Origin of the sequence: Rhabdothermincola sediminis (assembly GCF_014805525.1) — a bacterium.
GTDB classification, from domain to species: domain Bacteria; phylum Actinomycetota; class Acidimicrobiia; order Acidimicrobiales; family Acidimicrobilacustridaceae; genus Rhabdothermincola; species Rhabdothermincola sediminis.
In genome coordinates this window covers 111,308-135,689 of sequence record NZ_JACFSZ010000003.1, presented here as the reverse complement: position 1 = coordinate 135,689, position 24,382 = coordinate 111,308, and the positions used below count along the sequence as shown (strand labels likewise).

The following is a 24,382-nucleotide window of genomic DNA, read 5'->3' as shown; positions in this document are numbered from 1 at the left end:
GCCCGCACGGGGAGTAGCAGCTCATGCAGAAGTCGGCCAAGTACGCCCTGATCGCCTGCCTAGCCGTGGTGCTGCTCGGCGGTTTCGCCTTCTGGTGGTTCGTGCTGCGCTCCGACGCCCCCGAGCGGGCGAGCGTGCCGGTGCGCACGGAGTCGACCGTCCCGACCGATCCGACCGACCCTGGCGGGGCATCGTCGCCGGACGGCACGTGGCGCATCGCCCCTGCGGACGACGTGTTTGCCGGCTACCGCATCCAGGAGCTCTTCGCCGGAGAGACCATCAAGAACACCGCGGTGGGGCGCACCCCTGCGGTCACCGGCACGATGACCATCGTGGGTGGATCGGTGGCCGAGGCCAGCATCGAGGCTGACCTCACGAAGCTGGCCAGCGACCAGAGCCGTCGGGACTCGTTCATCCGTGGCAACGCCCTGCAGACCGACGCCTTCCCGACCGCCACCTTCCGGCTCTCCGAGCCGATCGCGCTGCCCTCGGGGATCGCGGTCGGCCGGTCCGTCGAGGTCACCGCGGTGGGCGAGCTCACCCTCCACGGGGTGACCAATCGCGTGGAGCTGCCGCTTCGAGCGACGTGGAACGGCTCCACCATCAGCGTGGCCGGCGGTACCCAGGTGATCCTCGCCGACTACGGCATCGACCCGCCTCGCCTGCCGATCGTCACCACCGACGATGTCGGTGAGCTCGAGGTGCAGCTGGTGTTCGAGCGGGTGTGACGCACCATGGCCGGGGGCGCGACATCGATCGACGTGCGGCGGGCCGGGGAGCGATTCCACACCGACCTGGGCTGGCTCGATTCCTGGCACAGCTTCAGCTTCGGCGGGCACTACGACCCGACCAACACCCACCACGGCCTGCTCTTGGTGCACAACGACGACGTGGTGGCCCCCGAGACGGGGTTCCCCCCGCACTTCCACCGGGACATGGAGATCGTTACCTGGGTGCTCGACGGGGAGCTCGAGCACGGCGACACGCTCGGGAACCGCGGCGTCATCCGCCCGGGAGTCGCGCAGCGCATGAGCGCGGGCGCCGGCATCCGCCACTCGGAGATGAACCCGAGCGCGGCGCTGGCGGTGCATTTCGTGCAGATGTGGGTGGTGCCCGACACTGAGGGCTTGGAGCCCTCCTACGAGCAGGTCGATGTCGAGGCCGACCTCGAGCGGGGAGGGCTGGTGGCGGTGGCGTCGGGTCGACCGGGGCATGGCGCGGTGACCATCAACCAGCGTGATGCCACGCTGTTCGCCGGTCGGTTGGTGGCCGGCACAACCGTGGTCGTCGCCGACGCGCCGCATGTGCACGTCTTCGTGGCCGTGGGGGGCGGTGAGTTCGAGGGAGCGGGACCGCTGGCGCAGGGTGACGCCGTCCGGCTCACCGCAGCCGGGAGCCGCACCTTCACCGCAGGGCCGGACGGCGCGGAAGTGCTCCTGTGGGAGACCGCGTGATCGGAGGGACGTGCCGGTGAGGGGCCTCACCGGCGAACTGGCCCGCTGGCGGGCCCAGGGCTTGCGGGTCGCCCTGGTCCGGGTGGTGGAGGTGGACGGTTCGGGGCCGCGGCTGCCGGGCGCGGCGATGGCGGTCAGCGAGCGAGGGGACGTGGCCGGCGCCGTGAGCGGCGGCTGCGTGGAAGCGGCGGCGGTCGAGGAGGCCCGGCGGGTCCTGGAGGATGGGCAGCCGAGGCTGGTGTCGTTCGGCTACAGCGACGACGAGGTGTTCGCGGTGGGCCTGACCTGTGGTGGCACGATCCGTGTGTTCATCGAAGTGGTCGACTGGTCGCTCGTCGGTCGCCTGGCCGGCGCGCTCGACCAGGGCGGGGCGGTCGCGATGGTGACGGTCGTGGACGGTCGTGGTCGCGGGTCGTCGATCGTGGTCACCCCTGACGCCGTCCACGGATCGCTCGGCGATCCGGATCTCGACCGGGTGGTGGCCCGTGACGCCCGTGGTGAGCTGGCAGCCGGGCGCTCGGTGGTTCGCCACTACGGCGAGCACGGCGAGGCCCGGGAATCCGCGATCACGGTGTTCATCGACGCGCACACGCCACGGCCGCGCATGGTCGTCATCGGCGCGGTGGACTTCACCGCCGCGCTGGTCGCGCAGGCGAAGCTGCTCGGTTACCACGTGACGGTGTGCGATCCCCGGGAGGTGTTCGCCACCCGAGAGAGGTTCCCCCAGGCGGACGACGTGGTGGTCGACTGGCCGGACCGGCTGCTCGACCGCCTCGGTGCTGAGCTCGGCCCCCGCGACGCGATCTGCGTGCTGACCCACGACCACAAGTTCGACGTGCCCGCCATCGTGGCCGCCCTGGGAACGGAGGTGGGCTACCTCGGCGCGATGGGCAGCCGGCGCACGCACGCCGAGCGGGTGGAACGGCTGCGAGCGGCCGGGGTGCGTGCTGAGCAGCTCAGCCGGCTGATGGCCCCCATCGGGCTGGATCTCGGGGCCCGCACACCGGAGGAGACGGCGGTGGCGATCTGTGCCGAGATCATCGCCGCCCGCACCGGCGCGGCGGTCCCGTCACTGCGCGACGGCGAAGGCCCCATCCACCGCTGAACAGCCCCCTCGTCTCCTCGAACTGTTCATGGATTCGCGGCCCGCGACCCCGCGTGGGTGAACAGTTCGGTCTGGTGGGCCGCGGAACGCGGAGCTGGCTAGCGTGTCCCGATGCGTCCGGCTCGGCTGCTGATCCCTATCGCCGTGCCGTTCAGCTTCGTCCTCGGCCACCTGGCCGGTTTCGCGGTCGCCCACGATGACTCGTCGGCCAAGCAGCCCGTGGAGGCCGGTCACGAGTACCTTGCGTCGCTCGGTCGGCTCGCGATCCCGCTCCTGGTCGCATCGATGTTCCTCGCTCTGTGGTCCGGGATGCGCGGGCGCGCGGTTGCTCCTCGCTATGGGCCGACGGCCTCCCAGCTCGTCGGGGTCTTCGTCTCGGTCGAGCTGGTCGAGCACTTGGCGCTCGGGTGGAGTGTGACGCACATCCTCACCGAGCCGGCGCTGTGGGTAGGAGTGCTCACCCAGTTCGTGGTGGCCGCCGCGCTGGTCGTGGTGTTGCACCTCCTGGTGAGGGTCGGGGAGCTGCTGGCCTCTCGGGGCCGACGGGCGTGGGCCTTGGTCGGGTCACCGGTGACAAGAGCTCCTCGTCCGTTGGTACACGCGATCGAGCTGACTCCGATCTCCCGGCGTGGGCCACCACTCGGTCGGCTCGCTCGAGTGTGTTCCTGACCACGTCAGCTCTTCGACGAAAGGATCGATGATCATGCGTAGGACTTCGCGCGCCCTGATGGGCTTCGTACTCAGCGCGACCCTGATCGGACTCGCGGCCGGTGTCGCCGTCGCGCACGTCACCGTGAACCCCAAGGAGGCGGCACAGGGAAGCTTCACCAAGCTCACGTTCCGGGTGCCCAACGAGCGGCCGAACGCAGCGACGGTGTCGGTGGCGGTGCAGCTCCCCCAGGACCACCCAATCCAGTACGTCAGCGTCAAGCCGGTTCCGGGCTGGACGGCGGAGGTCGTGAACCGGCGCCTCGACACACCGCTGATGAGTCACGGGGAAGAGGTGGCCGAGGTGGTCGACCGCATCACCTGGACCGGTGGGCGGATCGAACCGGGCCAGTTCCAGGAGTTCGAGATCTCCGCGGGACCGCTTCCCACTGGCGTCACCCAGCTGGTGTTCCCGGCGCTCCAGCGCTACGACACAGGTGAAGAGGTGGCCTGGATCGAGCCGCCGACCGCGAACGGAGAGGAGCCGGAGCATCCAGCCCCTGTCCTCACACTCACCCCGAGCACCGGCGACGAGCACGGCTCGGGCGCCAGCTCCTCCGGTGAGACGGCCACGGACGAGTCGGCCGAGGCGTCCCATGAGAACGGTTCCTCGTCCAGTGATGCCACCTCGTGGGTGGCGGTCGGGCTCGGCGTGGTGGCCATGGTGCTCGCACTCGCCGCGTTCGCCCGGAGCAGTCGAACCGCCTGACCAGCTCACCAGCTGACTAGCCGACTAGCTCACCAGGCGCCGAACTGTTCATCGGGGCGCGGCCACGAGCCGCGCCCCGATGAACAGAACCGCTGGAGAGAGGGGCGCGATCAGTCGTCGGCGACGGTGAGTGGCACAGCCTCCTGCAGGGCGCGCCGCACGAGCACCCGAGCCAGGTGTTCCCGGTAGGCGGCAGTGCCGTTGTCGTCGGTCGGGGGCTCGGTACCCACCGCGGCCAGTGTCGCCGCGTCTTCCGGGCTCGCCCCGCCCTCCAGCGCCTCGACGACCGCGGTGGCGAGCAGCGGTGTGGTGCCCATGTTGACCAGGCCGACCCCGGTGTGGGTCGCGGAGTGCACGGCCGCCACCCCCACGATGGCCCAGTCCTGGGCCCGCCGAGTGAACTTCTGGAACGACCACCCCGCGCCGGTCAGCTTGGGGATCCGGATCTCGACGAGCATCTCGGTCGGTTCCAGCACCGACTCCAGGAAGCCTCGGAAGAACCCGGTGGCGGGGATGAGCCGCTCCCCGCCGGGCCCCTGGGCCACGAGCGTCCCCCCCATTGCCAGCACCGCCGCAGGGAGATCGGAGGCGGGGTCCGCGTGGGCGAGTGACCCACCGATCGTGCCTCGGTGGCGCACCTGGGGGTCGCCGACGTGGCTGGCGGCGTGGGCCAGCAGCGGGGCGTGCTCGGCCAGGACCGGCGAGACCTCGAGGTCCCGATGCCGGGTGAGGGCACCGATGGCCAGGTGGTCGCCCGTGTCGCGGATGAACGACAGCTCCTGCACCCGACCGACGTCGACCAGCACCGCGGGCGCGGCCAGGCGCATCTTCATGAGCGGGATCAGCGAATGCCCGCCGGCGAGCAGCTTGGCCTCGTCGCCGTGCTCCGCGAGCGAGGCCAGCGCGCCGTCGACCGTGTCGACCCGCTCGTAGTCGAACGCCGAGGGGATCACGGCTGCTCCTTCGCGGCGCGCAACACCGCCCGCACGATGTTGTGGTAGCCGGTGCAGCGGCAGAGGTTTCCCTCCAGTCCGCGGCGCACATCCTCCTCGGTGGGCTCGGGCGTCTCGCACAGCAGCGACACCGCGGCCAGGACCATGCCAGGAGTGCAGAACCCGCACTGCAGGCCGTGTTCCTCCTGGAATGCCTGCTGGACGGGGTGCAGTTCCTCGCCGCAGGCGAGGCCCTCGATGGTGGTGACCGAGCACCCGTCGGCTTGGACGGCCAGCAGCGTGCAGGACTTCACCGACTCCCCGTCCAGCAGCACCGTGCACGCGCCGCACGATGATGTGTCGCATCCCACGTTGGTGCCGGTGAGTCCCACCACGTCGCGCAGGTAGTGGACCAGCAGCAGCCGGGGCTCGACCTGGTCGGCGTGCGGCACCCCGTTGACCTGGATCTGCACCGAGACCGTCCCGCTCATGCTTTCACCCCGAAGCTCGCCTGCCAGGTCGGCTCGCTGGTGCCGTCGATGGCCAGGCGCCACGTGTAGCGGCGTCCGGGCTGGACGGGCAGCGCGTGGAAGTTGATTCCCAGTGGCACCGGCAGCGGTGTGCCCGCCGGCCAGCCCGGCGGCCGGCCAGCCTCGAACTGCCCTCCGATGAGGAACGGCGTCTCGTTGTGCATGACGGGCATCCCATCTTCGTCGAGTAGCTCGAGCTTCCAGTCATGGGTGATGTTCGCGCGATCCCACGGCACCTTTATGAGCAACGCGACCGCGAGCGGCTGGGGTTGTGGCCCGATCACCTGTACGCCTCCACCGAGCACGTAGAGCTTGCCGTCGGCGACTTGCGCCGCGTCGGCGAGCAGCAGGGTGACATCGACCAACGGTCGTTCGAAGGGGAAGTCGCTCACCGAGCCCACGCTACCTACCCTCGTGGACCATGACCGCACCTGCATCCGGGACGGTGGTGGCGGTGGTCTTGGCGGCCGGCGGCGGGAGTCGGTTCGCCGGGTCGGACTCCAAGTTGCTGGCGCCGTTCCAGGGGCGGCCGCTGGTCACCTGGGCGATCGACGCCGCGCTGCGCGCCGGGATCGGGGAGGTGATGGTCGTGGAGGGTCCGATCGATCTGGGCGGCGTGCTCCCAGCCGGGGTCACCCGGGTGCGCAACGAGCGGTGGAAGGACGGCATGGCTACGTCACTCGGGTCTGCGCTGGAGGCCGTGCGGGGATGGGACGTTGCCGCCATCGTGGTCGGCCTCGGTGACCAACCCCGGGTCCCGCTCACCGCGTGGCGGGCGGTGGCCAGGTGCACCGACCGCCCGATCGCGGTGGCGACTTACGGCGGCCGTCGTGGGCATCCGGTCCGCCTCGCCCGCGAGATCTGGGATCTTCTCCCGGTCAGCGGTGACGAGGGGGCCCGGGTCCTGATGCGGGCCAGGCCCGAGCTGGTGACGGAGGTAGCGTGCGTCGGGGACCCGAGCGATGTCGACACCTTGGAGGACCTAAGCCGGTGGAGCTGACGAACGAGTTCGAAGTGAGCGCACCCGTCGAGCAGGCCTGGTCGGTGCTCACCGACCTCGAGCGGATCGCCCCCTGCCTACCAGGCGCCAAGCTGGAGGGCGTCGAGGGGGAGGACTACCGAGGGGTGGTGAAGGTGAAGGTCGGTCCCATCACCGCCCAGTACCAGGGCACGGCCAGCTTCGCCGAGCGTGATGACTCCTCCTGGCGGGCGGTGCTGCGAGCCGCGGGTCGCGACACCAGGGGTCAGGGCAACGCCAGCGCCACGATCACCGCGCAACTCGTGCCGGACGGCGAGCGAACCCGGGTCGAGATCCGCACCGATCTCACCATCACCGGCAAGGTGGCCCAGTTCGGTCGGGGAGCGCTGGCCGAGGTGAGCGAGAAGCTGCTCGCGCAGTTCGTGGAGAACCTCGAGAGCACCGTGCTCGGAGGTGCTTCCGATGTCGTGCCGCCCGAGCAGACGCCGACCGAACCGGCATCGGAGCCCACGAGGCCCCAAGCCGCCGAGCCGGCTGAGCCGCACGTGTCGGCAGAGGAGGAGAGCAACGGCCGGCTCCAGCTGGATCGGCCGGAGCCCGAGCCGATCGACTTGCTCGGTGTGGCCGGTCCATCGCTGCTCAAGCGGATGCTGCCCCTGCTCGGGGTCGTGGCCGCGGTCCTGGCCCTGGGAGCGGTCATCCGCCGGTCACGCCGGCGCCACCGGGTCGGCTGAGCAGTGGTCGCTCGTGGGTGAGCCCCAGCGGAGCAGATCGCCAGGACGCGGTCGATGCCAGCCCGTGAAGGTCGGGGTGGCGGTGACGGCTCGGGATGATGGTCTGGCCCGGCTCCGGTGTCACATCATCGATTTCGACCGACATCAGCCGTCGCAATCCATCCAGCGCAGTCCGAGGGCAGGTGCGCCGTAGGCGCCGTAGCAGGTGTCGAGCACCTCGTTGGCGCTGGCCGGTAGCACGGTGGCACTCATCGCCGCCAAGGCCAGCGCAGCGCTGGCCGCGAGGCGGGGGATCTTCCGAGACACAACAGACCTCCCAGGTAGGTGGATCAGCGCTGAAGCTCGGAGCCGACCTCGTCACGGGCGAGCTGCGGCGGCGAGTCGTGAACCCGGGCTCGTGCACCGGAGGTCGCGAAGTGAGCGAGAATCAGGAAGGTGACCCATGCCGACGATGAACAGGTGACGGGGCTGCTCGGCCGCCCTCCGCAGGGCGAGTACGAGGTGGTGGTGCGAGACCGGCAGGGCACTCCGGTGGTCATCCGCAACGCCCCGTTCCTCGACGACGGCACCCCCATGCCCACCCGGTACTGGCTGGTGAGCCCTGAGCTCCGCCGCCGGGTGGGGGAGCTCGAGTCTGCCGGTGGGGTGCGGCAGGCCGAGGCGGAGGTCCACCCCGGCGAGCTGGCCGCGGCGCACGCCCGCTACGCAGCGGAACGGGACGCGGCGATCCCCGCCGATCACCTCGGGCCCCGACCCTCAGGTGGGGTAGGTGGCACCCGCCAGGGGGTCAAGTGCCTCCATGCGCACTACGCCTGGCACCTGGCCGGCGGGGACGACCCGGTCGGCCGATGGGTCGCCGCCCATCTGGAACGCCCCGAGAGCGTGGTCGGAGGAGACGCGGGAGGCGACGCCTGATGAGCGCGCCGGTGGCCGCCATCGACTGCGGCACCAACTCCGTGCGACTCCTGGTGCGCGGCCCGGATGGGCGGGCGCTCGAGCGCCTGATGCGCATCACCCGGCTCGGGGAGGGCGTCGACCGCAACGGACGGCTCGAGGGCGCGGCGATCGAGCGGACGCTGGAGGTGCTGCGCGAGTATCGCTCCGTCATCGACCGCCACGGGGTCGAGCGGTTGCGGGTCGCGGCCACCTCTGCGGCCCGCGACGCGGTGAACCGCGACGACTTCTTCGACGCGGTGTCCGAGCTCGTCGGGGTCCGGCCCGAGCTGCTCTCCGGCGAGGAGGAGGGTCGGCTCTCGTTCCTCGGTGCGACCAGCGAGCTCGACCCGGGGCGGGGCCCGTTCCTGGTCGTCGACATCGGAGGCGGCTCGACCGAGTTCGCCTACGGAACCACCGCCTGCGAGGCCACCATCTCGGTCGACATGGGTTGCGTGCGGATGACCGAGACCTACCTGCACCACGACCCACCACTGCCCGAGGAGCTCCTGGCGGCCATCTCGGTGGCCGACATCCACCTCGACGACGTGCTGCGGTCCATCCCCGGCGCGGCCGGCGCGGCCACCCTCGTGGGCCTGGCCGGCACGGTCACCACTGCCGCGGCGGTCGAGCTCGGCCTGGCCACCTATGACCGCGACCGGATCCACCACTTCGTGCTCACCAAGGACGCCGCCGAGGACGTGTTCCGCACGCTGGCCACCGAGCCGCTCGCGGATCGGGTCCACAACCCCGGCTTGGAGCCCGCTCGAGCCGACGTGATCGTGGGCGGCATGTGCGTGCTGGTGGCGATCATGCGCCGGCTCGGCTTCACCGAGTGTCTGGTCTCGGAGGCCGACATTCTCGACGGCTTGGCCATGAGCATCGCTGGCTAGGCTCGCCCGCGATGGCGCGCTCCGACCGCATCCTCATGGGGCCCGGCCCGTGCAACCCGTACCCGGAGGTCGCCGAGGCCTTCGCACGCCCGATGCTCGGTCACCTCGACCCGGAGTTCCTGGAGCTGCTGGACGAGACCGGTGCCCGCCTCCGGCAGGTGTTCCGCACCGTGAACCCGCTCACCTTCCCGATCAGCGCGACGGGGTCCGCGGGTATGGAAGCAGCATTCGTCAACGTCGTGGAACCCGGCGACGTGGTGGTCGTGGGGGTGAACGGGGTGTTCGGGGAGCGGATGTGCGACGTGGCGGCGCGCTGCGGGGCGGAGGTGGTCCGGGTCGAGGCGCCGTGGGGTCGGCCGCTCGACCCCCAGGCGCTGCTGGACGCCCACCCGTCACCGAAGGTGATCGCGCTGGTGCACGCCGAGACCTCCACCGGGGTCCGCAACGACGTGGCTTGCGTGGGTGCGGCGAAGGGGGATGCCCTCCTCGTCGTGGATTGTGTGACCTCCCTCGGGGGGATCCCCGTGGAGATCGACGGCTGGCAGGTGGACATCGCCTACAGCGGAACCCAGAAGTGCCTCGGCGCGCCGCCGGGGTTGGCGCCGTTCACTGCCGCCCCCCGGGCGGTCGAGCAGCTGTTGGCCCGGCCGCGGTCGTGGTACCTGGACCTGAACATGATCGCCCGCTACGTCAGCGGCGAGGGTGCTCGCGCCTACCACCACACGGCACCCATCTCGATGGTCTTCGCGCTGCACGCTGCGCTCGGCGCGCTCCTCGATGAGGGTCTGGACGCGGCTTGGGCACGTCACCGCAGCTGCGGCCAGGCGTTGCAGGAGGGCCTGGAGGCGCTCGGGCTGGAGCTCTTCGCGCAGGAGGGCCACCGCCTACCCCAGCTCACCGCCGTGTGGGTGCCCCTCGACCGGCTCCCGGCCGGCATCGACGAGCCCGCGGCCCGGCGACTCCTGCTGGAACGTTACGGGATCGAGATCGGTGGTGGCCTCGGCCCGTTCGCCGGGAAGGTGTGGCGGATCGGTTGCATGGGCCACACCGCCAGCATGCGCAACGTCACCCTCCTGCTCGGGGCACTCGAGGAGCTGCTGGGCCGATGACCACGCTGTTCGGGCGCAGGGTCCTGTTGCGGCCGTTGACCGTCGCGGATTTCCCCTCCTGGCAGGAGGTCCGGCGGCGCAACGTCGACTGGCTCACCAAGTGGGAGCCGGCGCGGGTGCCCGGCCAACCCGACGTGGTCGAGGATCGGGAGGCGTTCGCCGTGCGCTGCAGCGCTCGCCAGCGCGAGCGCCAGCTCGGCACCGGCTACGGCTTCGGGATCTTCGTCGATGGCGAGCTGGCGGGGGAGATCAACCTCTCGTCGGTGCAGCGGGGCCCGTTCCAGAGCGCGTACATCGGTTACTGGATCGACGAGAAGCGGGCCGGCAACGGCTACGTGCCCGAGGCGCTGGTGGTGCTGCTGCGCTTCGTGTTCGAGGAGCTGCACCTGCACCGGGTGCAGATCGCCATCATCCCTCGCAACGCCGCCAGCCGGCGGGTGGTGGAGAAGCTGGCGATCCGAGAGGAGGGCACCGCGCTGCGCTACCTCGAGATCAACGGGGTGTGGGAGGACCACGTCCGCTACGCCATGACGGCCGAGGAGTGGGCGGAGCGGCGCGAAGAGCTGCTCAGCGCGTGGGTCGACTGATCCGCAGCGTCAGCTCGGCGAGCCGGGTGGCGAACTCGGGCTGGTCCATCGACCACAGCTGCGGGCCGAGTTCACGCTCGACGGCCGTGTCGTGGTCGGCGATGCCTGCCACGTCGCGCAGGGTCTGCTTGGTGCGCCGGGCGAGCTCCCGTGGTACGGCGGCAGCCCGGCCGGCCAGCGCCTCGGCTTCGTCGAGGAGCTCGCCATCGTCGACGCAGCGCCACGCAAGACCGCGTCGCGCCGCCCCGTCGCCGTCGAGGACCTCGCCGCACAGCACCATCGCCGTCGCGACCTGCTCACCAACCAAGCGGCGGAGCATCCAGGTGTGCCCGCCGCCGGGATGGACCCCGAGCTGCAAAAACCGGGTGTCGAAGCGCGCCGACCGGGCGGCGATGCGCACGTCGCAGGCCAGAGCCAGGTTCATCCCTGCGCCGACGGCGGGACCGTTCACCGCGGCGATGGTCGGCACCGTCATGCGGGCCACCCGGAGGAACCCCTCGTAGATTCCCCGCAGGCCGCTCTCGCGAGAGCTCCCGAGCTCGGACAGGTCGGCGCCGGCACAGAACGCCGGTGGCGCACCGGTCACCACCACCGCCCCGACCTCCTCGGAGGCGTCCAGCGCGTCGAGGGTCGCCACCAGCTCTCCGACGAGCGTGGTCGACAGCGCGTTCCGCCGCTCGGGGTCGTCGAGGGTGACCACCGCCACGCCATCGTCGACACGTAGGTGAACCACCGGCATCGCTCAGCCCACTCCGGTGTCGCGCACGATGGCCGGCGAGTGGCGGAAGAACTGCTCGACGTCGCGCTCGTAGCGGTAGGCGGGCTCGGTGCCCCCGACGGTCTGGCGCAACCGCAGCGCCTCCACGAAGGCCTCCACGGCTCCGGCCGAGGTGTACAGGTACTCGAAGCCGGCCCGCTTGAGGCGCCGGTTGTCCATGCCTCGGCCGTAGCGCAGCAGGTCGAGCAGCTCCTCGGGCAGCGGCACCCCGATGCGCCTCAGCGGCCAAGTGGCCAGCTCGGTGCCGACGGGGGGGAGGGGGCAGGTGCGCTTGCCGCAGATCGCGGCCACCTCGCTCCAAGGGATCAGCCCGTCACCGGCGACGTTGTAGATGCCGGGCAGGCGGCGCTCGAGCACGAACAGGATCGAGCGGATCACGTCGTCCTCGTGCACGAACTGGATGCGGGGGTCGAAGCCGAACACCGAGGGAACCACCGGCAGCTCGAGGGCTCGGGTGATCGGGGTCTCGATGTCGGGACCGAGGACGTTCGAGAACCGCAGGAGGGTCACGTTGACGTGTGGGTTGTCCTCGGCGAAGTCCCTCACGTAGCCCTCGACGGCCTCGAGACTCTGCTCGATCGCGGTGCGCGGCGGGTGGCTGCGGGGTGTCTCCTCCGTGAACCAGACGGGATCCTCGATGGCCGTGCCGTACACCCAGCCGGAGGACTTCACGACCACGTCCCGCACGGTGCTCCCCGGGGTCGACGCGGCGGCGAACAGGTTCATCGTGCCGATGACGTTGATCTCGTGCATCGTGCGCCGGCTCATCTGCGTGGAGTCCACGACGAGGAAGGTGTGCACGATGGTGTCGATCCGGGCGGCTCGCACGATGCGGGCCAGGATCGAGTAGTTCTCGTCGGTGCGCACGTACTCGGTGCGCTCGAGTTCGACCGAGGGCTCTCGGGTGTCGAGTCCGATCAGCACGTCGACGGAGGGGTCGCCCTCCAGGTGTTTGGCGACCAACCCACCCCAGAAGGTGGCCAGCCCGGTGATGAGCACCCGCCGCCCGCTCATCCGAACCACACCGATCGGCGCTTGCGGAGCATGTCGTAGAGCGCGGCCTGGATGAGCTCGCGGATCTGCTCGCTCTCCTCCATCACCCGGCTGCGGGAGTAGCGGTCCTGGTCGGGGGGAACGTCGAAGTGCACCGGCGGTAGGACCCGGAGCCGGAACTTGGCGGGGAAGTAGCCGACGGTACCGAGCAGCGGCCCGAGGAGCAGTTGGTTGGCGGTGATCGGGAAGTAGGGGATGCCGAGCGCCTTGGCCAGCGTGGCGGACTTCCAGACGATCGGCATCGACTCCTCGGCTCCGACCACCGCGATCGGCACCACCGGAACGCCGGCTCGCATCGCGATCTCGACGAAGCCGCCGCGCCCGAAACGCCGCAGGCGGTAGCGCTGGCTGTAGTGCTTCGCCGGGCCTTTGCTGCCCTCGGGGAAGACCAGAACGAGTTGCTGCTGTTCCCGCAGGAGCCGGTAGGCGTTGTCGGGATGGGCCACCACGCCACCTAGCCGCGACCAGTACACCCCGATCACTGGAAGGCTCTTGAACAGGTGGTCGGCGAGGCCGTAGACGGGACGGCCCAGTTCGGTCTCGATGCCGTGCATGATCACGGGCGCATCGCTCGGGATCGCCGCCGCGTGGTTGGCGACGAGCAGTGCGCCGCCCTCGGTCGGGATGTGCTCGAGGCCTTCCCACTCTGCTCGGAACCACTTCGAGTAGACGGGCTCGTAGAGCTTGCGTGCCAGCTCCCGCATGTGCTCGGAGCGGCCCCATTCGTCGACGTCGCTGCGCCGGGGGTCCTCGAGGCGCTCCCGGGCGTGGTCGGCCGCAGGGACCGGGACCAGCGTGCTGCCGCTCGACGGGTCGACTCTCCCCACGTCCCCGGCGAGCTCGGCCGTCTCCTGCAAGGTCTCGAGCGTCTCCGCCAAGGTGGCCTCCAGGCGCTGCTCGGCCGCGGCGATGCGCTGTTCGTCGTTCATCGGTTCGCCGGGCGCCACCCCCTCATCGTAGGGGAGTCCCGGCGGTACGCTCACCAGGTGCCGGGCCCTCCGACCCGTCCGGGGCTGCGCGAGGCGCTCGCCGCGTTCCGGTACCGCAACTACACGCTGTTCTGGGTGGGAGCCCTCCTGTCGAACTCGGGGAGCTGGATCCAGAACGTCACTGTCCCGTACGTGGTGTTCCACCTCACCGGATCGGCGTTCTGGGTGGGGTTCGCGGGGTTCGTGCAGTTCCTACCCGTCGTGGTGGTGGGACCGATCGGCGGCTCCATCGCCGATCGCTTCCATCGACGCAGCGTCCTGCTCGTCACCCAGAGCGCCCAGGCCGCGGCCGCAGCGGTGCTGGCGGCCGTGTGGGCGGCGGGGGTGCGCCAGGTGTGGGTGATCGTCGGGCTGGTGGCGCTGAACGGGCTGATCGGCGGCATCAACATCCCCTCGTGGCAGGCGTTCGTCAGCGAGCTGGTCCCCAGGGAGGCGCTGCTCAACGCGGTGACCCTCAACTCCACCCAGTTCAACGCCGCCCGGGCGTTCGGCCCGGCGCTGGGTGGCCTGGTGCTGGGCACCGCAGGACCCGGATGGGCGTTCCTCGCCAATGCGGCGTCGTTCCTGGCGGTGATCGGGGCGCTCCTGGCCATCGACGTGCCCCGCCCCGGGCGCGAACGGGTCGGCGGTGCCGGTGTGCGGCGCGAGTTCGCCCGGACCCTGCGGTACGTCCGCGGCTGCCCGGGCATCCTGGCCTGCCTGGTCATCGTGAGCGCGCTCGGCGCGCTGGGCAGCCCCGTCTTCCAGCTCCTCGTCGTGTTCGCCGACGACGTCTTCGGGGTGGGCGGTGTCGCCTACGGCCTGCTCGCCGCCTCGCTCGGGGTGGGGTCGGTGCTGGCTGCACCGCTCGTCGCGGGGCCAGGTTCGGGGATCGCCCGGTCGGTGCTGGTGACTGCCGCCGTGGTGGTCTACGGCACCGCCATCACTGCGTTCGCGCTGGCTCCGGTGTACCTGCTCGGGTTGCTCGCGCTACTCGTGGCCGGCGGCGGCTATCTCGCGCTGGCCTCGACCCTCAACACCACCATCCAGGTTCAGGTGGACGAGGACATGCGGGGCAAGGTGCTCGCCCTCTACATCATGTTGCTCACTGCCTCGTTGCCGGTCGGTGCACTCGTGCAGGGGTCGTTGGCCCACCTGGTCGGCCCGCGCCTCACCGTGGCGGCGGCCGGGATCGCGTTCCTGCTGATCTGCGGCTGGTTGCGCGCCGGTACCGGGTGGGTGGCGCGGATGGATGACGAAGCTGCTGCCTCCCCGCAGGCGGGGCGGGATTCCTGATCAGCCGCGGTCCTCGTCGAGGTGGGCCCGGCCTTCGGCACACTCCTCGAGCGCGGCGCACCACCGGCACCGTGACCCGGGCTGGCGGTTCGCTACCGCGTGCCCGTGGAGAAGCTCCACGAGTCGCCGTACCCCGTCAGCGGTGCGTCGGACGGCTGCGTGCAGCACGTCCGTGGAGACCGGCTCGACGTGCGCTCGACCGCTGTCGAGGTAGTAGGAGGCGAGCAGCCGAGGGGGGACGCCGAGCCGGATCGTGTCGAGCAGGGCGTAGAAGCGCAGGTCGTCGACGTGGCTGGGGTGGGCGCCCCCGGTCTTGAAATCGACCAGCACCTTGCTCGCCTGCGAGCCGCGAGGTCGGCCGAGGGTGAGGTCGACCTGCCCGGAGAGCACGATCCGCCCATCGGCGAGTTCCACACGCCATCGGGGCTCGAGGACCGGGCACCAGTCAGACTTGAGCGGCGGGAAGCACTCCATGAACGTCGTGACCCGCTGGGAGGCCTCGCTCCGCAACTCGGCGACATCGGCTTCGGGTCGGGTCTGGAGCCAGCCGGCCAGCCCGTCGACCCCTTCGGTGAGGCGGGCGATCGCCTCGTCGACCAGGTCGGCCGGGTTCGGCTTGCCCTGCCAGTTGAGCAGGAGTTCGATCGCCTTGTGAGCCACCTTGCCCCGGGCCCGGGGCACCGACCAGGCGAACGGCTCGGCACGCTCTGCCAGGGCATGCGCCTCACAGGCGTGGATCTGGGTGAGGTGGTGCTTGGAGACGAACAGCGGGTCACCGTCGGGCACCAGGGCGGCGACCGGGGCCAGCTCGTCGACGAGGGCCTGCAGTAGCTCGGCTGCCAGCGACGACTCGAACACCGGCCGCTCGGCCCGCGTCGCGCCCAGCAGGGCCAACACCTCCCGCTGGGCGGGGTTCAGGTCGGGGTCGTCGGCCGCCACGCGTTCGAGCGTACGCAGGAGCGGGGACACCCGCCGCCACCGGTCAGGCTGGTTCCAGCTCGTAGACGAACTGGTAGCCGAACAGCGTCGGCCACAACGCCACCGCGGCCCGGTCCAGCGTCGGGAGCGCACCGCCCCCCGCGCCGGACGTCCGGCCGTCCGAGCTGCCCCGCGCGGTGACCTCGAAAGGGATGCCGGTGGCGGTACGGCGCCGGATCCGGTAGCCGCATCCCGTTACGAGCCGTTCGAAGCTCGCCCGGGTGAAGAACCGCAGGTGGCCGCGGTCGAGGATGCCGCGGCGGTCGTAGTCGAATCGCCCCGACAGCACGCGCAGGCGCGGGTACCAGTGCCCGAAGTTGGGCACGCTGGCGATGAGCACCCCACGAGGGCTGAGCAGGTCCCGGATCTGGGTGAGGAGGCGCTTGGGCTCCGGCAGGTGCTCGAGGACGTCGGCGGCGATGACCACGTCGAAGCCGTCACCCACCTCGGGAGGGATGCCCCCGGCCAGGTCGGCCTGGTGGAACTCGTCGAGGCGCTCACCGACGCCCTCGCACTTCTCGACGTCCACGCCGATCACCTGGTGGCCCGCCAGGCGCAGCGCCTCCGCCAGGTGGCCGGCGGCGCAGCCGAGGTCCAGCACCCTGGCGGGTGGCCGGTTCGCCATCCAGGACAGGATCCGATCGTGCGAGGAGCCGGGACCCGGCTTCATCTCGTAGTCGGTGTGCGCGAACGCCGACTCGCCGGTGCCGAACCCCATGCGGTGTAGCCGGTAGCGCAGCGCGTCGACCGTGACATCCCGGGCGTAACCGAGGCCGTTGACGTGGCAGATCTCGTCGCCGTAGTAGGTGGGGATCGGGATCTCTCGGATCGACTTCCCGGCCTCGTGGAGCTGGATGATGATCTCGGTGTCGAAGTCGAAGCCGTCCGAGTTCCGCTCGAAGGGGATGTCCCGCAGCGCGCCCACGCTGTAGGCCCGGTAGCCGCTGTGCCATTCGCTGAGCTCCGTGCCCACGAGGGCGTTCTCGACCCTGGTGAGGATCCGGTTGCCCACGTATTTGTAGAGCGGCATACCACCCCGCCTGGCGGCGCCTTTGACCATCATGCGAGAGCCGAAAACGGCGTCGCACTCGTCCGCCTCCAGAGGCGCCACCATCTCGGGGAGCATCTCCGGCGCGTACTGGCCGTCGCCATGGAGCAGCACCACGATGTCGAGCCCGTGGTCGATGGCCCAGCGGTAGCCGGCCTTCTGGTTGCCGCCGTAGCCCAGGTTGCGAGCATGGCGGATCACGGTCAGCGGGAGGTCGGTGAGGGTCTGGTAGCCGAGCCCGACGAGGTAGGTGGCGTCCTGGCTGGCGTCGTCGCAGACCAGCACGTGCTCGACCCTTCGGGCGAAGTCCGCCGGGATCCGATCGAGGACTTCGTGGAGGGTGGACGCCGCGTTGTACGCGACGACGAGGATGCCGATCTTCTTGGTCATGGTGAAGGCTCCATCCTGCCGCCCGGCGCCACCGATGGTAGATCCCGGCGGGATGATCGCCGATCCTCGACGCTCGAGGCCTGGCCTGGACCCCGGTCGCGCACCAGGAGCGCGTCGAGCAGGGCGGCGGCGATGACCAGCAGGCCGATCCGCAGCAGGTGCGTGGCCGGCACCGCATGGCGGGCGATCTCGTAGGCCGAGGCCAACCACACCTGGAACAGGAACGCGCCGCTGGCGACCACGATGACCGCCCCGGTGGCCACCAGCGGCCAGGAGGGGCGGGCCCGGCGGGCGAGGGCGACCAGTGCCAGCACGGCGGTGGCCAGCACCCAGGCGGTGACGTCGGTTCGCAGGACCGACGAGGTGGAGCCCCGGAACCACAGCCGATCGAAGGGTCCGGGCAGGACGTCGAGCTCCTCGCCGTAGACGGGGTTCCACGGCGAGGCCAGCATCACCGGCGCTTGGTCGAGGTATTGCCCGAGCACCCGCGTCGGATGGGTGAGGGTGTAGCGGATGATCTCGCCCTGCCCCCGGTGCTCGAGCCAGTCGAGCCAGTCCGGCCGCTGGCGCAGCTCGGCGAAGAACTCCTGCCATGCCCAGTAGTCGTCGATCGTGGTGCCCGTGTACGAGCTAGGGGCGCTCATGCCCTCCCAGTCGGGCATGCCCCGTTCGGCGAACCACGACTCGGCCTCGGGGTCACCCAGGTAGCGCTTGTAGAAGTTCTGGCCGAACGCTTCCTGGAAGTACGAGACGCCGTAGCCGTCGCGGGCCCGGTAGGCGTCGTTGATCCGAGGCGAGACGAGCGCCGACCATCCTGCCACCACCAGCAGGCCTGCGACCAGGCCGAGCTTGAGTCGCCGGTGGTCGCGCCGCAGGGCCCACAGCCCGCAGACCGCAGCGAGCCCGAGGGCCACGGTGTACTGGAACGGCCGGCTGATGACCCACAGCGTGCTGGCGGCGAGGGCCAGGATCGCCGGCACGAGCGCCGGTCGGGTGGCGACCCGGATCCACGCGGCGACGGCCACCGCCACGATCGACAGCGTCAGGGACTCCGACAGGATGGCCTGGTCCCAGCCCGCGACCTGGGGGGTGCTGCCCAGCAGGAGCACGGCCCCGAACGCCCCGTACCGGCCGATCGGGGATCGCATCGCGCCGGCCAGTACCCAGGCCAGCACCAGCCACGCCCCGATGGACACCACCACCTGGGCCGCCACCCTGGCTTGGTCGCTCGGGAACAGCGCGTAGAACGCCGGCACGACCCACGACCGGGGAGCGCCACCGGTGAAGCTGAGCACCGGGTACGGCTCAGGGGGCTCGGCGGCCCGGTAGGTGGCGGAGTCGGGGAAGGTCATGGGCTGCACGCCCCAGGCCGCCGCGATGCGCAGCGCAGCCCAGAGGGCGGCGATGACCACGAACGGGGCAGCAGGGTGGGCGGCGAGGGTGCGCAGCCGGCTGACGGCGGGGAGCCTCGTGGGCTGCTCGTCGGAGCTCCCGGTGGAGCCGGGATCGCTGGGGGAGACCACGCCGGCGGTCGAGGGTACTGACTGTCAGTGGGCATCGGCAAGATGGTGGAGATGGAAGCCACCAGCCTCCGGTTCGCCGCTGCCGCCCGGGTGCTCGGGCACGCGGCCCGCGCCGATGGTCTGATGGTGCCGGGTTTCCGCAGCCCTCCCCGGCTGCCGGGGGTCGAGCGCTCGTTGTGCCGACGGCCCGGCGGCGCGGCGACGGTGTCGGTGCGCGTCAGGGGTCGGCCGTGGCTCGCCGTCCTGGCTGACATGATCGAGGGGGTCGTGGTCGCCAACAGGTTGTCGGGTGCCGATGCCGACCGGTGCCGCACCGTGCTGTGGGGAGCGGTCGAGCGCTGCCCCGATCTCGCCGATCCCGCCGGGGCTACGGTGGCCATCGGGCCCGGGTGGCGAAATCGGCAGACGCAGGCGGCTTAAACCCGCCAGGTGGCTACCACCGTGTGGGTTCGACTCCCACCCCGGGCACCACGGCGGTGAGGCTTCGGCGGGTCCAGGCGGGCACGAGGCCGAGGTTAGGCTCGGTGGGTTCCCTGCCCCGGGCCCTGCGCGCCGGGGACGGCCACACCAGAGAGCTGCGCCCTCCCCCATGACCGAGACCATCGACGCCCCGGACCGCTCGACGCATGTCGAGGACGACCTGGACGACTTCCCCGAAGACGACGAGAGCCGGGGCGGCCGGCGCTACTACGCCGAGATCCTGCTCATGTGCTTCGCCTCGCTGCTGCTCGAGGTGAGCTACACCCGCATCGTCTCGTTCAAGCTCTACTACTACTACACGTTCCTCGTGATCGGGCTCTCGCTGCTCGGTCTCGGCACCGGCGGGGTCATCGTCGCCATCTCTCGCCGCCTGCGGCGAACCCCCACCGACACCGTGATGACCGGTGGGCTCCTGGTCGCCGGGCTGAGCGTGCTCGTGGGCTTCGTCGTGGTGGCCCGCACTCCCATCGACAGCCTCATCATCTGGGACTACGGCACCCGCGCCTCCGTCGGCAACCTCGCACTGCTGATCGTGATCTGCCTCGCGCTGTTCGCCTCGTTCGTGGCCATCGGGGTGATGATCTCCACCCTCTTCGGCCGCCGAGCGAGCGACGTCGGTCGGTTGTACTTCGCGGACCTCCTCGGCGCGGGCCTGGCCTGCGCGTCGGTGGTGTTCCTGCTGTTGTGGATCGGGCCGGTCACCACCATCCTGCTTGCCGGGTTGATCCTCTCGCTCACCGGGCTGCGCCTCGCGTGGCGGCGGGGGCTGGCACTGCGGATGGCCGGCATGACGCTGTCGGGGGTGTTCGCGCTCGGTGTGCTGGCGCCGTCGCTGGTGCCGAAGGTGCGTGCGGATTCCACCAAGGCCCACCACTACGAGTCGGACCTGTTCAGCCGGTGGGGCGCGATCTTCCGGGTCGACGCCTACGAGGTCAGCCCCGACGCCCGTCTCCTGCTGCACGACGGCATGCTCGGCTCGGCGGTCCACCGCTGGGACGGCGACCCGTCCACGCTCGGTCGCTTCGACCGCGACCCCCGGCGGTTCCCCTTCGCGACCAGTGGCACCACCCGTGACAACGTCATGATCATCGGGGCCGCCGGAGGCAACGAGGTCCTGGCCTCGCTGCACTTCGGGGCCGAGCAGATCGACGCCATCGAGCTCAACCCCGTCACCTACTCGCTGGTCACCGACGAGTTCGCGGACTACAGCGGCCACCTGGCGGAGAACCCGAAGGTCAACTACGTCAACGGCGACGGTCGGTCCTTCCTCAAGCGATCCTCGGGTGACTACGACCTCATCTGGTACCCGGCCCCCGACAGCTACGCCGCCACCAACGCCGCCTCCTCGGGCGCGTTCGTGCTGTCCGAGAGCTACCTGTACACCACCGAGACCATCGAGGAGTCGCTCGCGCACCTCACGCCGGATGGCGTCGTGGCGGCGCAGTTCGGCGAGATCAACTTCGAGGCCAAGCCGAACCGCACCACCCGGTACGTGAGCACGGCCCGGCGAGCGCTCGAGAACAGCGGTGTCGACGATCCCGGCCGGCACCTCCTCGTCATCACCTCGCCGACGGAGGGCCCGGGCGCCCTCTCCACCATCCTCGTGAAGCGGGAGCCGTTCAGTGACCAGGAGGTCGCCGACATCCTCGCGTCCATGGACGCGGTGCCGGGTGCGGTGCTGCGGTACGCGCCGGGCCATCCCGTCGAGGGCGAGACGGCCACGATCGTGGCCACCGCGAGTCCCGCCGAGCTCGAGGCTTGGTACGCGAGCTACCCGTACGACATGCGCCCCATCACCGACAACGGGCCGTTCTTCTGGCACTTCACGCCGTTCTCGACGGTGTTGAAGCACTTCGGCGATCCCATCAACCCCTACGACACGGAGGACTCGGTCGGTGAGCGGGTGCTGCTGCTGCTGCTCGCGATAGCGGTGGTGCTCGGGGCGGTGTTCCTCCTGCTGCCGTTCGTCACCGTGCGGCGGATCTGGTCCACCCTGCCTCGCAAGGCCACCTCGGCCGTGTACTTCCTCGCGCTCGGCATGGGGTTCATGTTCTTCGAGGTCTCGCTCATCCAGCGGCTGGTGCTCTTCCTCGGCTTCCCCACCTACTCGCTCACGGTCACGCTGGCGTCGATCCTGCTGTCGACCGGCGTCGGGGCCTTGCTCAGTGAGCGGGTGGCGGGTCGGGCGCAGCGGATGATCGTGCCGCTGCTCGTCGCCCTCGGCGTGCTCACCGCGTTCTACCTGGTCGGTCTGCCGGCGATCACCGACGCGTTGCTGGGTTGGCCGTTGGTCGGCCGGGTGCTGGTGGCGCTGGCACTGCTCGCCCCGCTCGGCTTGTGCCTCGGCATGTTCATGCCCCTCGGTCTACGAGCAGTGGCGGGCATGACCGACCACCCGCGTGAGTACGTGGCGTGGGGCTGGGCGGTGAACGGCTTCGCATCCGTGGCCGGCGCGGTGCTCACCACGATCCTGGGGATGATGTTCGGGTTCGACCTGGTGCTCGTGCTGGCCTTCGTGGTGTACGTGGGGGCCTTGGCGTCGCTTCGAGCGCTCACGGGAGCGGCAGAGGCCGCTGCCTGATCGGGTGCGGTCGGGCTGGTGGGAAGGTTTCTCCCTCCGGTGCACGGCACCCGCCCCGTTCGGTCCTAGACTGCCCCGCAGCGAGGAGGTCAGTACCGATCTGCTCGAGTTCATACAGGCGTTTGCAAGGAGCAGATCAGCATCATGGCCACTGGCACCGTCAAGTTCTTCAACGCGGAGAAGGGCTACGGCTTCATCTCCCGCGAGCAGGGCGACGACGTCTTCGTCCACTACTCGAACATCGAGGGGCAGGGGTACCGGACCCTCGAGCAGGGGCAGACCGTCGAGTTCGAGGTCGGCCCCGGCCGCAAGGGCGAGGAAGCCCGCAACGTCCGGGTCGTCTGACCCGGGTCTGGACGCCCTGGTGGCGACCCGTCGCAGCAGCTTCGAGAAGCGCGAACGCGACAAGAACAAGAAGGCCCGGGCCGCCGCCAAGCGCGAGCGGCGCCAGGACCGCAGCGGCGCGGCCTCCGCCGAGCAGTCTGGTGTGTCACCGGCGACCCCGGTCGCCGGTGACCAGCAGGCGGTGCTCGATGCGCTGGCCGCGCTGCACACCGCCTACGACGACGGCCGGGTGACCTTCGAGGACTTCGAGGAGCAGCGAGCGGAACTGCTCAGCCGCCTCGACGTCTCCTGAACGCCGCCCCCAGCGCGGCCTCCACCGCTGCCGCCGGGCTCGCGGCCCGCACGATCGAGCCTTCAGCCGTCCCTCCACGGCGCAGCTCCCACGCCCCCAGCCCGACGACGGTCCGGCCGGCGACCAGCGCGTGGCCGATCTCCGACAGGGTACCGAACCCCCCGTCGAGGGCGATGACCGCGTCGCCGTTCATGACCACGAGCGCGTTGCGGGTCTCGCCCATGCCGGTGCACACCGCGACGGACACCCAGGGGTTGGCCTCGGCTCGGTCCGGCCCGGGAAGGATGCCGACGGCCACCCCGCCGGCGAGCACCGCACCCTTCGACGCGGCCTCCGCCACCCCGCTGCGCCCCCCGGTGACCACCACCGCGCCGTGCTCGGCGAGCAGCCGCCCCACCTCCTGCGCGGCGGCCATGGTGGGCTGGTCGGCATCGGAGCCGCCGATGACCGAGACGTAGAGCGGCTCGTGCCCGCCGCTGGCGCTCACGCCACCTTGGCGATCACGTCGTCGCCGAACCTGGCCAGGGCGGGGCCCACCTCCTCCGGGTCGAAGGCCAGCGGCGGGATCACCACCCGGTGCACACCCAGGTCTTCCTCGAGCTCGCGCAGCGCCGCCACCGGATCCGGGGCGAACGCGGCCGCGCCGCCCGTGGTCAGCTCGATGGCCTCGGGATCACGGCCGGCTTCCAGCGCCGCGTCGCGCATGATGCCGAACAGCTCCCGCAGGCGTTCGTTCGAGCCCTTGCCGGGGAAGAAGCCGTCGCCGAGGCGGCCGGCACGCCGAGCGGCGGCATTCGAGTGGCCGCCGACGATGACCGGAACCGTCCCGGCGACCGGCTTGGGTCGAGACACGGCGCGGCGGAACGAGGTGAGCTCCCCCTCGAAGCTCGCTTCGTCCTGGCTCCACAGGGCCCGCATGACCTCGATGCACTCGTCGAGTCGCTTGCCGCGCCCCTCGAAGGGCACGCCCAGTGCGTCGAACTCCTCTCGCAGCCAGCCCACCCCGACGCCGAACAGCAGCCGCCCACCCGAGAGCACGTCGAGGGTGGCCACCTCCTTGGCCAGCACGAGCGGGTTGCGCTGGTTGGCGATCACGATCCCCGTGCCGAGCTTCAAGGTGGTGGTGTGGGCGGCCACGTACGCCAGCCACACGAGCGGGTCCGGGATGTCGGTGTGCTCACCGCCGGGCATCCGGCCGCTCTTGTCGTAGGGGTACTCGGATTGGTAGCCGACCGGTACGACGACGTGCTCGACGGTCCAGATCGAGTCGAACCCGGCCTGCTCCGCGGCTTGCGCGATGGCCGCCGCACCCTCAGGCGTGGCGAAGGGCCCGGTGTTGGCGAACATCACCCCGAACTTCATGGGTGCAGCGTAGGCCGTCGGGCTGCACCGGCCGCCCGGCGGCCGCGGTGTGCAGCGAGCGGGCGGGCGGATCACCTCGAGACCGGCACCGGCGCACCGCTGCCAGACCGAGTCCGGGTCGGCGGTGATCACCTACAGGGACTGCTCCCCGGGCTCCCCCGGGCGGAGGCTGTACACGTTGTCGGGGTCGTAGGTGCCGACCTGGACCACCCCTCCTTCCGGCCAGCGGAGCTGGCTGTGCACCACGCTGCGGCCGTCGGGGCGGCGGGCTGCGAGAGGATCCACCGATGACCGAACCGATCGGCGAGAGTGGCCCGCCGGCTCCCGTCGCGCGGATCGGCTGGTTCGGCCAGACCAGTGGCGCCGGCTGCCACCGCCCGGGCGTACAGCCCGTCGAGATCGGCGACGGTCACCTCCAGCGTGACGGCGGTGCTTCCGAGGCTCGCGGGCGCTCGCACGCCCATCCCGGGGAGTTCGCCGGGCGGGCGTGGGGCAGGCGGTCGGCCCCGGCACCAACAGGCGGAAGCAATGGCACCGTGGCTGATGCGGTCCGGTGGCGCTCACCACCCGTCCGATCGTTCGAGCGCCGTGAAGCCCTACGCCCTCACGGCGAGA

General features: G+C 70.9%; 29 protein-coding genes, 1 tRNA gene and 1 pseudogene. 17 read left to right on the top strand and 14 right to left on the bottom strand.

Going from position 1 to position 24,382, the window contains the following annotated elements; translation table 11 throughout:
• Positions 1-23 precede the first annotated feature (23 nt).
• The 5 genes from HZF19_RS03525 (at position 24) to HZF19_RS03500 (ending at position 3,976) form a co-directional block, all read left to right on the top strand.
• Positions 24-728 (top strand): YceI family protein, encoded by a 705-nt coding sequence (locus HZF19_RS03525; RefSeq protein WP_208027362.1) that lies wholly within the window; start codon positions 24-26, stop codon positions 726-728.
• A gap of 6 nt (positions 729-734) precedes the next feature.
• Entirely contained in the window at positions 735-1,454 is a 720-nt protein-coding gene (locus HZF19_RS03520) for a pirin family protein (RefSeq protein WP_208027361.1), read from the top strand.
• A gap of 16 nt (positions 1,455-1,470) precedes the next feature.
• Positions 1,471-2,559 (top strand): XdhC family protein, encoded by a 1,089-nt coding sequence (locus HZF19_RS03510; protein ID WP_307781127.1) that lies wholly within the window; start codon positions 1,471-1,473, stop codon positions 2,557-2,559.
• Positions 2,560-2,670: 111 nt separating this feature from the next.
• A complete protein-coding gene (locus tag HZF19_RS03505; protein ID WP_208027360.1) occupies positions 2,671-3,228 on the top strand; it encodes a hypothetical protein in 558 nt (185 codons plus the stop codon).
• Positions 3,229-3,262: 34 nt separating this feature from the next.
• Positions 3,263-3,976, top strand: a complete 714-nt coding sequence (locus HZF19_RS03500; RefSeq protein WP_208027359.1) for a YcnI family copper-binding membrane protein — start codon at positions 3,263-3,265, stop codon at positions 3,974-3,976.
• A gap of 110 nt (positions 3,977-4,086) precedes the next feature.
• On the opposite strand, the gene HZF19_RS03495 is transcribed toward HZF19_RS03500, so the two are convergent.
• From HZF19_RS03495 to HZF19_RS03485, 3 genes are read right to left on the bottom strand one after another with little or no spacing between them, the layout of a single operon-like run.
• Positions 4,087-4,929: an FAD binding domain-containing protein gene (locus HZF19_RS03495; RefSeq protein ID WP_208027358.1), complete on the bottom strand. Its 843-nt coding sequence runs from the start codon at positions 4,927-4,929 to the stop codon at positions 4,087-4,089.
• A complete protein-coding gene (locus HZF19_RS03490) occupies positions 4,926-5,399 on the bottom strand; it encodes a (2Fe-2S)-binding protein (protein ID WP_208027357.1) in 474 nt (157 codons plus the stop codon). Before HZF19_RS03490 ends, HZF19_RS03495 begins: the two co-directional genes overlap by 4 nt.
• Positions 5,396-5,830: a DUF6941 family protein gene (locus HZF19_RS03485; RefSeq protein WP_208027356.1), complete on the bottom strand. Its 435-nt coding sequence runs from the start codon at positions 5,828-5,830 to the stop codon at positions 5,396-5,398. Before HZF19_RS03485 ends, HZF19_RS03490 begins: the two co-directional genes overlap by 4 nt.
• Before the next feature lie 29 nt (positions 5,831-5,859).
• Between HZF19_RS03485 and HZF19_RS03480 the strand changes: the two genes are divergently transcribed.
• Together HZF19_RS03480 and HZF19_RS03475 are read left to right on the top strand one after the other, a co-directional pair.
• Complete coding sequence (locus HZF19_RS03480; RefSeq protein WP_208027355.1) at positions 5,860-6,438, top strand: nucleotidyltransferase family protein; 579 nt, start codon at positions 5,860-5,862, stop codon at positions 6,436-6,438.
• A complete protein-coding gene (locus HZF19_RS03475) occupies positions 6,429-7,151 on the top strand; it encodes an SRPBCC family protein (protein ID WP_372443428.1) in 723 nt (240 codons plus the stop codon). Before HZF19_RS03480 ends, HZF19_RS03475 begins: the two co-directional genes overlap by 10 nt.
• A gap of 144 nt (positions 7,152-7,295) precedes the next feature.
• On the opposite strand, the gene HZF19_RS03470 is transcribed toward HZF19_RS03475, so the two are convergent.
• Positions 7,296-7,457 (bottom strand): hypothetical protein, encoded by a 162-nt coding sequence (locus HZF19_RS03470; protein WP_208027353.1) that lies wholly within the window; start codon positions 7,455-7,457, stop codon positions 7,296-7,298.
• Positions 7,458-7,586: 129 nt separating this feature from the next.
• On the opposite strand from HZF19_RS03470, the gene HZF19_RS03465 reads away from it, so the two are divergent.
• Genes HZF19_RS03465 through HZF19_RS03450 form a run of 4 tightly spaced genes read left to right on the top strand, consistent with a single transcriptional unit; the run spans position 7,587 to position 10,673 of the window.
• Positions 7,587-8,066 carry a DUF501 domain-containing protein gene (locus HZF19_RS03465; protein WP_208027352.1) on the top strand — a complete coding sequence of 160 codons (480 nt, stop codon included), beginning with the start codon at positions 7,587-7,589 and terminating at the stop codon, positions 8,064-8,066.
• The gene (locus HZF19_RS03460) at positions 8,066-8,977 is read left to right on the top strand and encodes a Ppx/GppA phosphatase family protein (RefSeq protein ID WP_208027351.1); all 912 of its coding nucleotides are present in this window, start codon (positions 8,066-8,068) and stop codon (positions 8,975-8,977) included. Before HZF19_RS03465 ends, HZF19_RS03460 begins: the two co-directional genes overlap by 1 nt.
• An 11-nt stretch (positions 8,978-8,988) precedes the next feature.
• Entirely contained in the window at positions 8,989-10,086 is a 1,098-nt protein-coding gene (locus HZF19_RS03455) for a pyridoxal-phosphate-dependent aminotransferase family protein (RefSeq protein WP_208027350.1), read from the top strand.
• The gene (locus HZF19_RS03450; RefSeq protein ID WP_208027349.1) at positions 10,083-10,673 is read left to right on the top strand and encodes a GNAT family N-acetyltransferase; all 591 of its coding nucleotides are present in this window, start codon (positions 10,083-10,085) and stop codon (positions 10,671-10,673) included. The genes HZF19_RS03455 and HZF19_RS03450 overlap by 4 nt, the downstream gene beginning before the upstream one ends.
• Here the strand turns inward: HZF19_RS03450 and HZF19_RS03445 are convergent.
• From HZF19_RS03445 to HZF19_RS03435, 3 genes are read right to left on the bottom strand one after another with little or no spacing between them, the layout of a single operon-like run.
• Complete coding sequence (locus HZF19_RS03445; protein WP_208027348.1) at positions 10,654-11,412, bottom strand: enoyl-CoA hydratase; 759 nt, start codon at positions 11,410-11,412, stop codon at positions 10,654-10,656. The two genes, HZF19_RS03450 and HZF19_RS03445, sit on opposite strands and share 20 nt — an antisense overlap.
• A gap of 3 nt (positions 11,413-11,415) precedes the next feature.
• The gene (locus HZF19_RS03440) at positions 11,416-12,465 is read right to left on the bottom strand and encodes an NAD-dependent epimerase/dehydratase family protein (protein WP_208027347.1); all 1,050 of its coding nucleotides are present in this window, start codon (positions 12,463-12,465) and stop codon (positions 11,416-11,418) included.
• On the bottom strand, positions 12,462-13,451 hold the full coding sequence (locus tag HZF19_RS03435; protein WP_208027346.1) for a lysophospholipid acyltransferase family protein: 990 nt from the start codon (positions 13,449-13,451) through the stop codon (positions 12,462-12,464). The genes HZF19_RS03440 and HZF19_RS03435 overlap by 4 nt, the downstream gene beginning before the upstream one ends.
• A gap of 39 nt (positions 13,452-13,490) precedes the next feature.
• On the opposite strand from HZF19_RS03435, the gene HZF19_RS03430 reads away from it, so the two are divergent.
• Positions 13,491-14,768, top strand: coding sequence for an MFS transporter (locus tag HZF19_RS03430; RefSeq protein WP_208027345.1), 1,278 nt, complete (start codon positions 13,491-13,493; stop codon positions 14,766-14,768).
• Here HZF19_RS03430 and HZF19_RS03425 read toward each other — a convergent pair whose 3' ends face one another.
• The 3 genes from HZF19_RS03425 to HZF19_RS03415 are packed head-to-tail and all read right to left on the bottom strand — an operon-like array spanning position 14,769 to position 18,707.
• Complete coding sequence (locus HZF19_RS03425) at positions 14,769-15,707, bottom strand: PD-(D/E)XK nuclease family protein (protein ID WP_208027344.1); 939 nt, start codon at positions 15,705-15,707, stop codon at positions 14,769-14,771.
• 43 nt (positions 15,708-15,750) lie between these two features.
• Positions 15,751-17,184 (bottom strand): bifunctional glycosyltransferase/class I SAM-dependent methyltransferase, encoded by a 1,434-nt coding sequence (locus tag HZF19_RS03420; RefSeq protein WP_208027343.1) that lies wholly within the window; start codon positions 17,182-17,184, stop codon positions 15,751-15,753.
• Positions 17,181-18,707, bottom strand: coding sequence for a hypothetical protein (locus HZF19_RS03415; protein WP_208027342.1), 1,527 nt, complete (start codon positions 18,705-18,707; stop codon positions 17,181-17,183). Before HZF19_RS03415 ends, HZF19_RS03420 begins: the two co-directional genes overlap by 4 nt.
• Before the next feature lie 51 nt (positions 18,708-18,758).
• On the opposite strand from HZF19_RS03415, the gene HZF19_RS03410 reads away from it, so the two are divergent.
• From HZF19_RS03410 to HZF19_RS03390, 5 genes are all read left to right on the top strand, one after another.
• Positions 18,759-19,127: a hypothetical protein gene (locus HZF19_RS03410; RefSeq protein ID WP_208027341.1), complete on the top strand. Its 369-nt coding sequence runs from the start codon at positions 18,759-18,761 to the stop codon at positions 19,125-19,127.
• Positions 19,091-19,178: transfer RNA gene (locus HZF19_RS03405), tRNA-Leu, on the top strand. The genes HZF19_RS03410 and HZF19_RS03405 overlap by 37 nt, the downstream gene beginning before the upstream one ends.
• 118 nt (positions 19,179-19,296) lie before the next feature.
• The gene (locus tag HZF19_RS03400; protein WP_208027340.1) at positions 19,297-21,768 is read left to right on the top strand and encodes a spermidine synthase family protein; all 2,472 of its coding nucleotides are present in this window, start codon (positions 19,297-19,299) and stop codon (positions 21,766-21,768) included.
• 144 nt (positions 21,769-21,912) lie between these two features.
• Positions 21,913-22,113 carry a cold-shock protein gene (locus tag HZF19_RS03395; protein WP_208027339.1) on the top strand — a complete coding sequence of 67 codons (201 nt, stop codon included), beginning with the start codon at positions 21,913-21,915 and terminating at the stop codon, positions 22,111-22,113.
• Positions 22,114-22,132: 19 nt separating this feature from the next.
• On the top strand, positions 22,133-22,405 hold the full coding sequence (locus HZF19_RS03390; protein WP_208027338.1) for a gas vesicle protein GvpG: 273 nt from the start codon (positions 22,133-22,135) through the stop codon (positions 22,403-22,405).
• Here the strand turns inward: HZF19_RS03390 and HZF19_RS03385 are convergent.
• The 4 genes and pseudogenes from HZF19_RS03385 to HZF19_RS17375 form a co-directional block, all read right to left on the bottom strand.
• Positions 22,383-22,892, bottom strand: coding sequence for a TIGR00725 family protein (locus HZF19_RS03385; protein ID WP_208027337.1), 510 nt, complete (start codon positions 22,890-22,892; stop codon positions 22,383-22,385). The two genes, HZF19_RS03390 and HZF19_RS03385, sit on opposite strands and share 23 nt — an antisense overlap.
• Entirely contained in the window at positions 22,889-23,767 is an 879-nt protein-coding gene (locus HZF19_RS03380; RefSeq protein WP_208027336.1) for an LLM class F420-dependent oxidoreductase, read from the bottom strand. Before HZF19_RS03380 ends, HZF19_RS03385 begins: the two co-directional genes overlap by 4 nt.
• A 132-nt stretch (positions 23,768-23,899) precedes the next feature.
• Positions 23,900-24,052 (bottom strand): hypothetical protein, encoded by a 153-nt coding sequence (locus tag HZF19_RS16210; RefSeq protein ID WP_235979269.1) that lies wholly within the window; start codon positions 24,050-24,052, stop codon positions 23,900-23,902.
• Positions 24,053-24,108: 56 nt separating this feature from the next.
• Positions 24,109-24,231: pseudogene (locus tag HZF19_RS17375) on the bottom strand (VOC family protein); the annotation flags it as partial.
• Between the last annotated feature and the right edge of the window lie 151 nt (positions 24,232-24,382).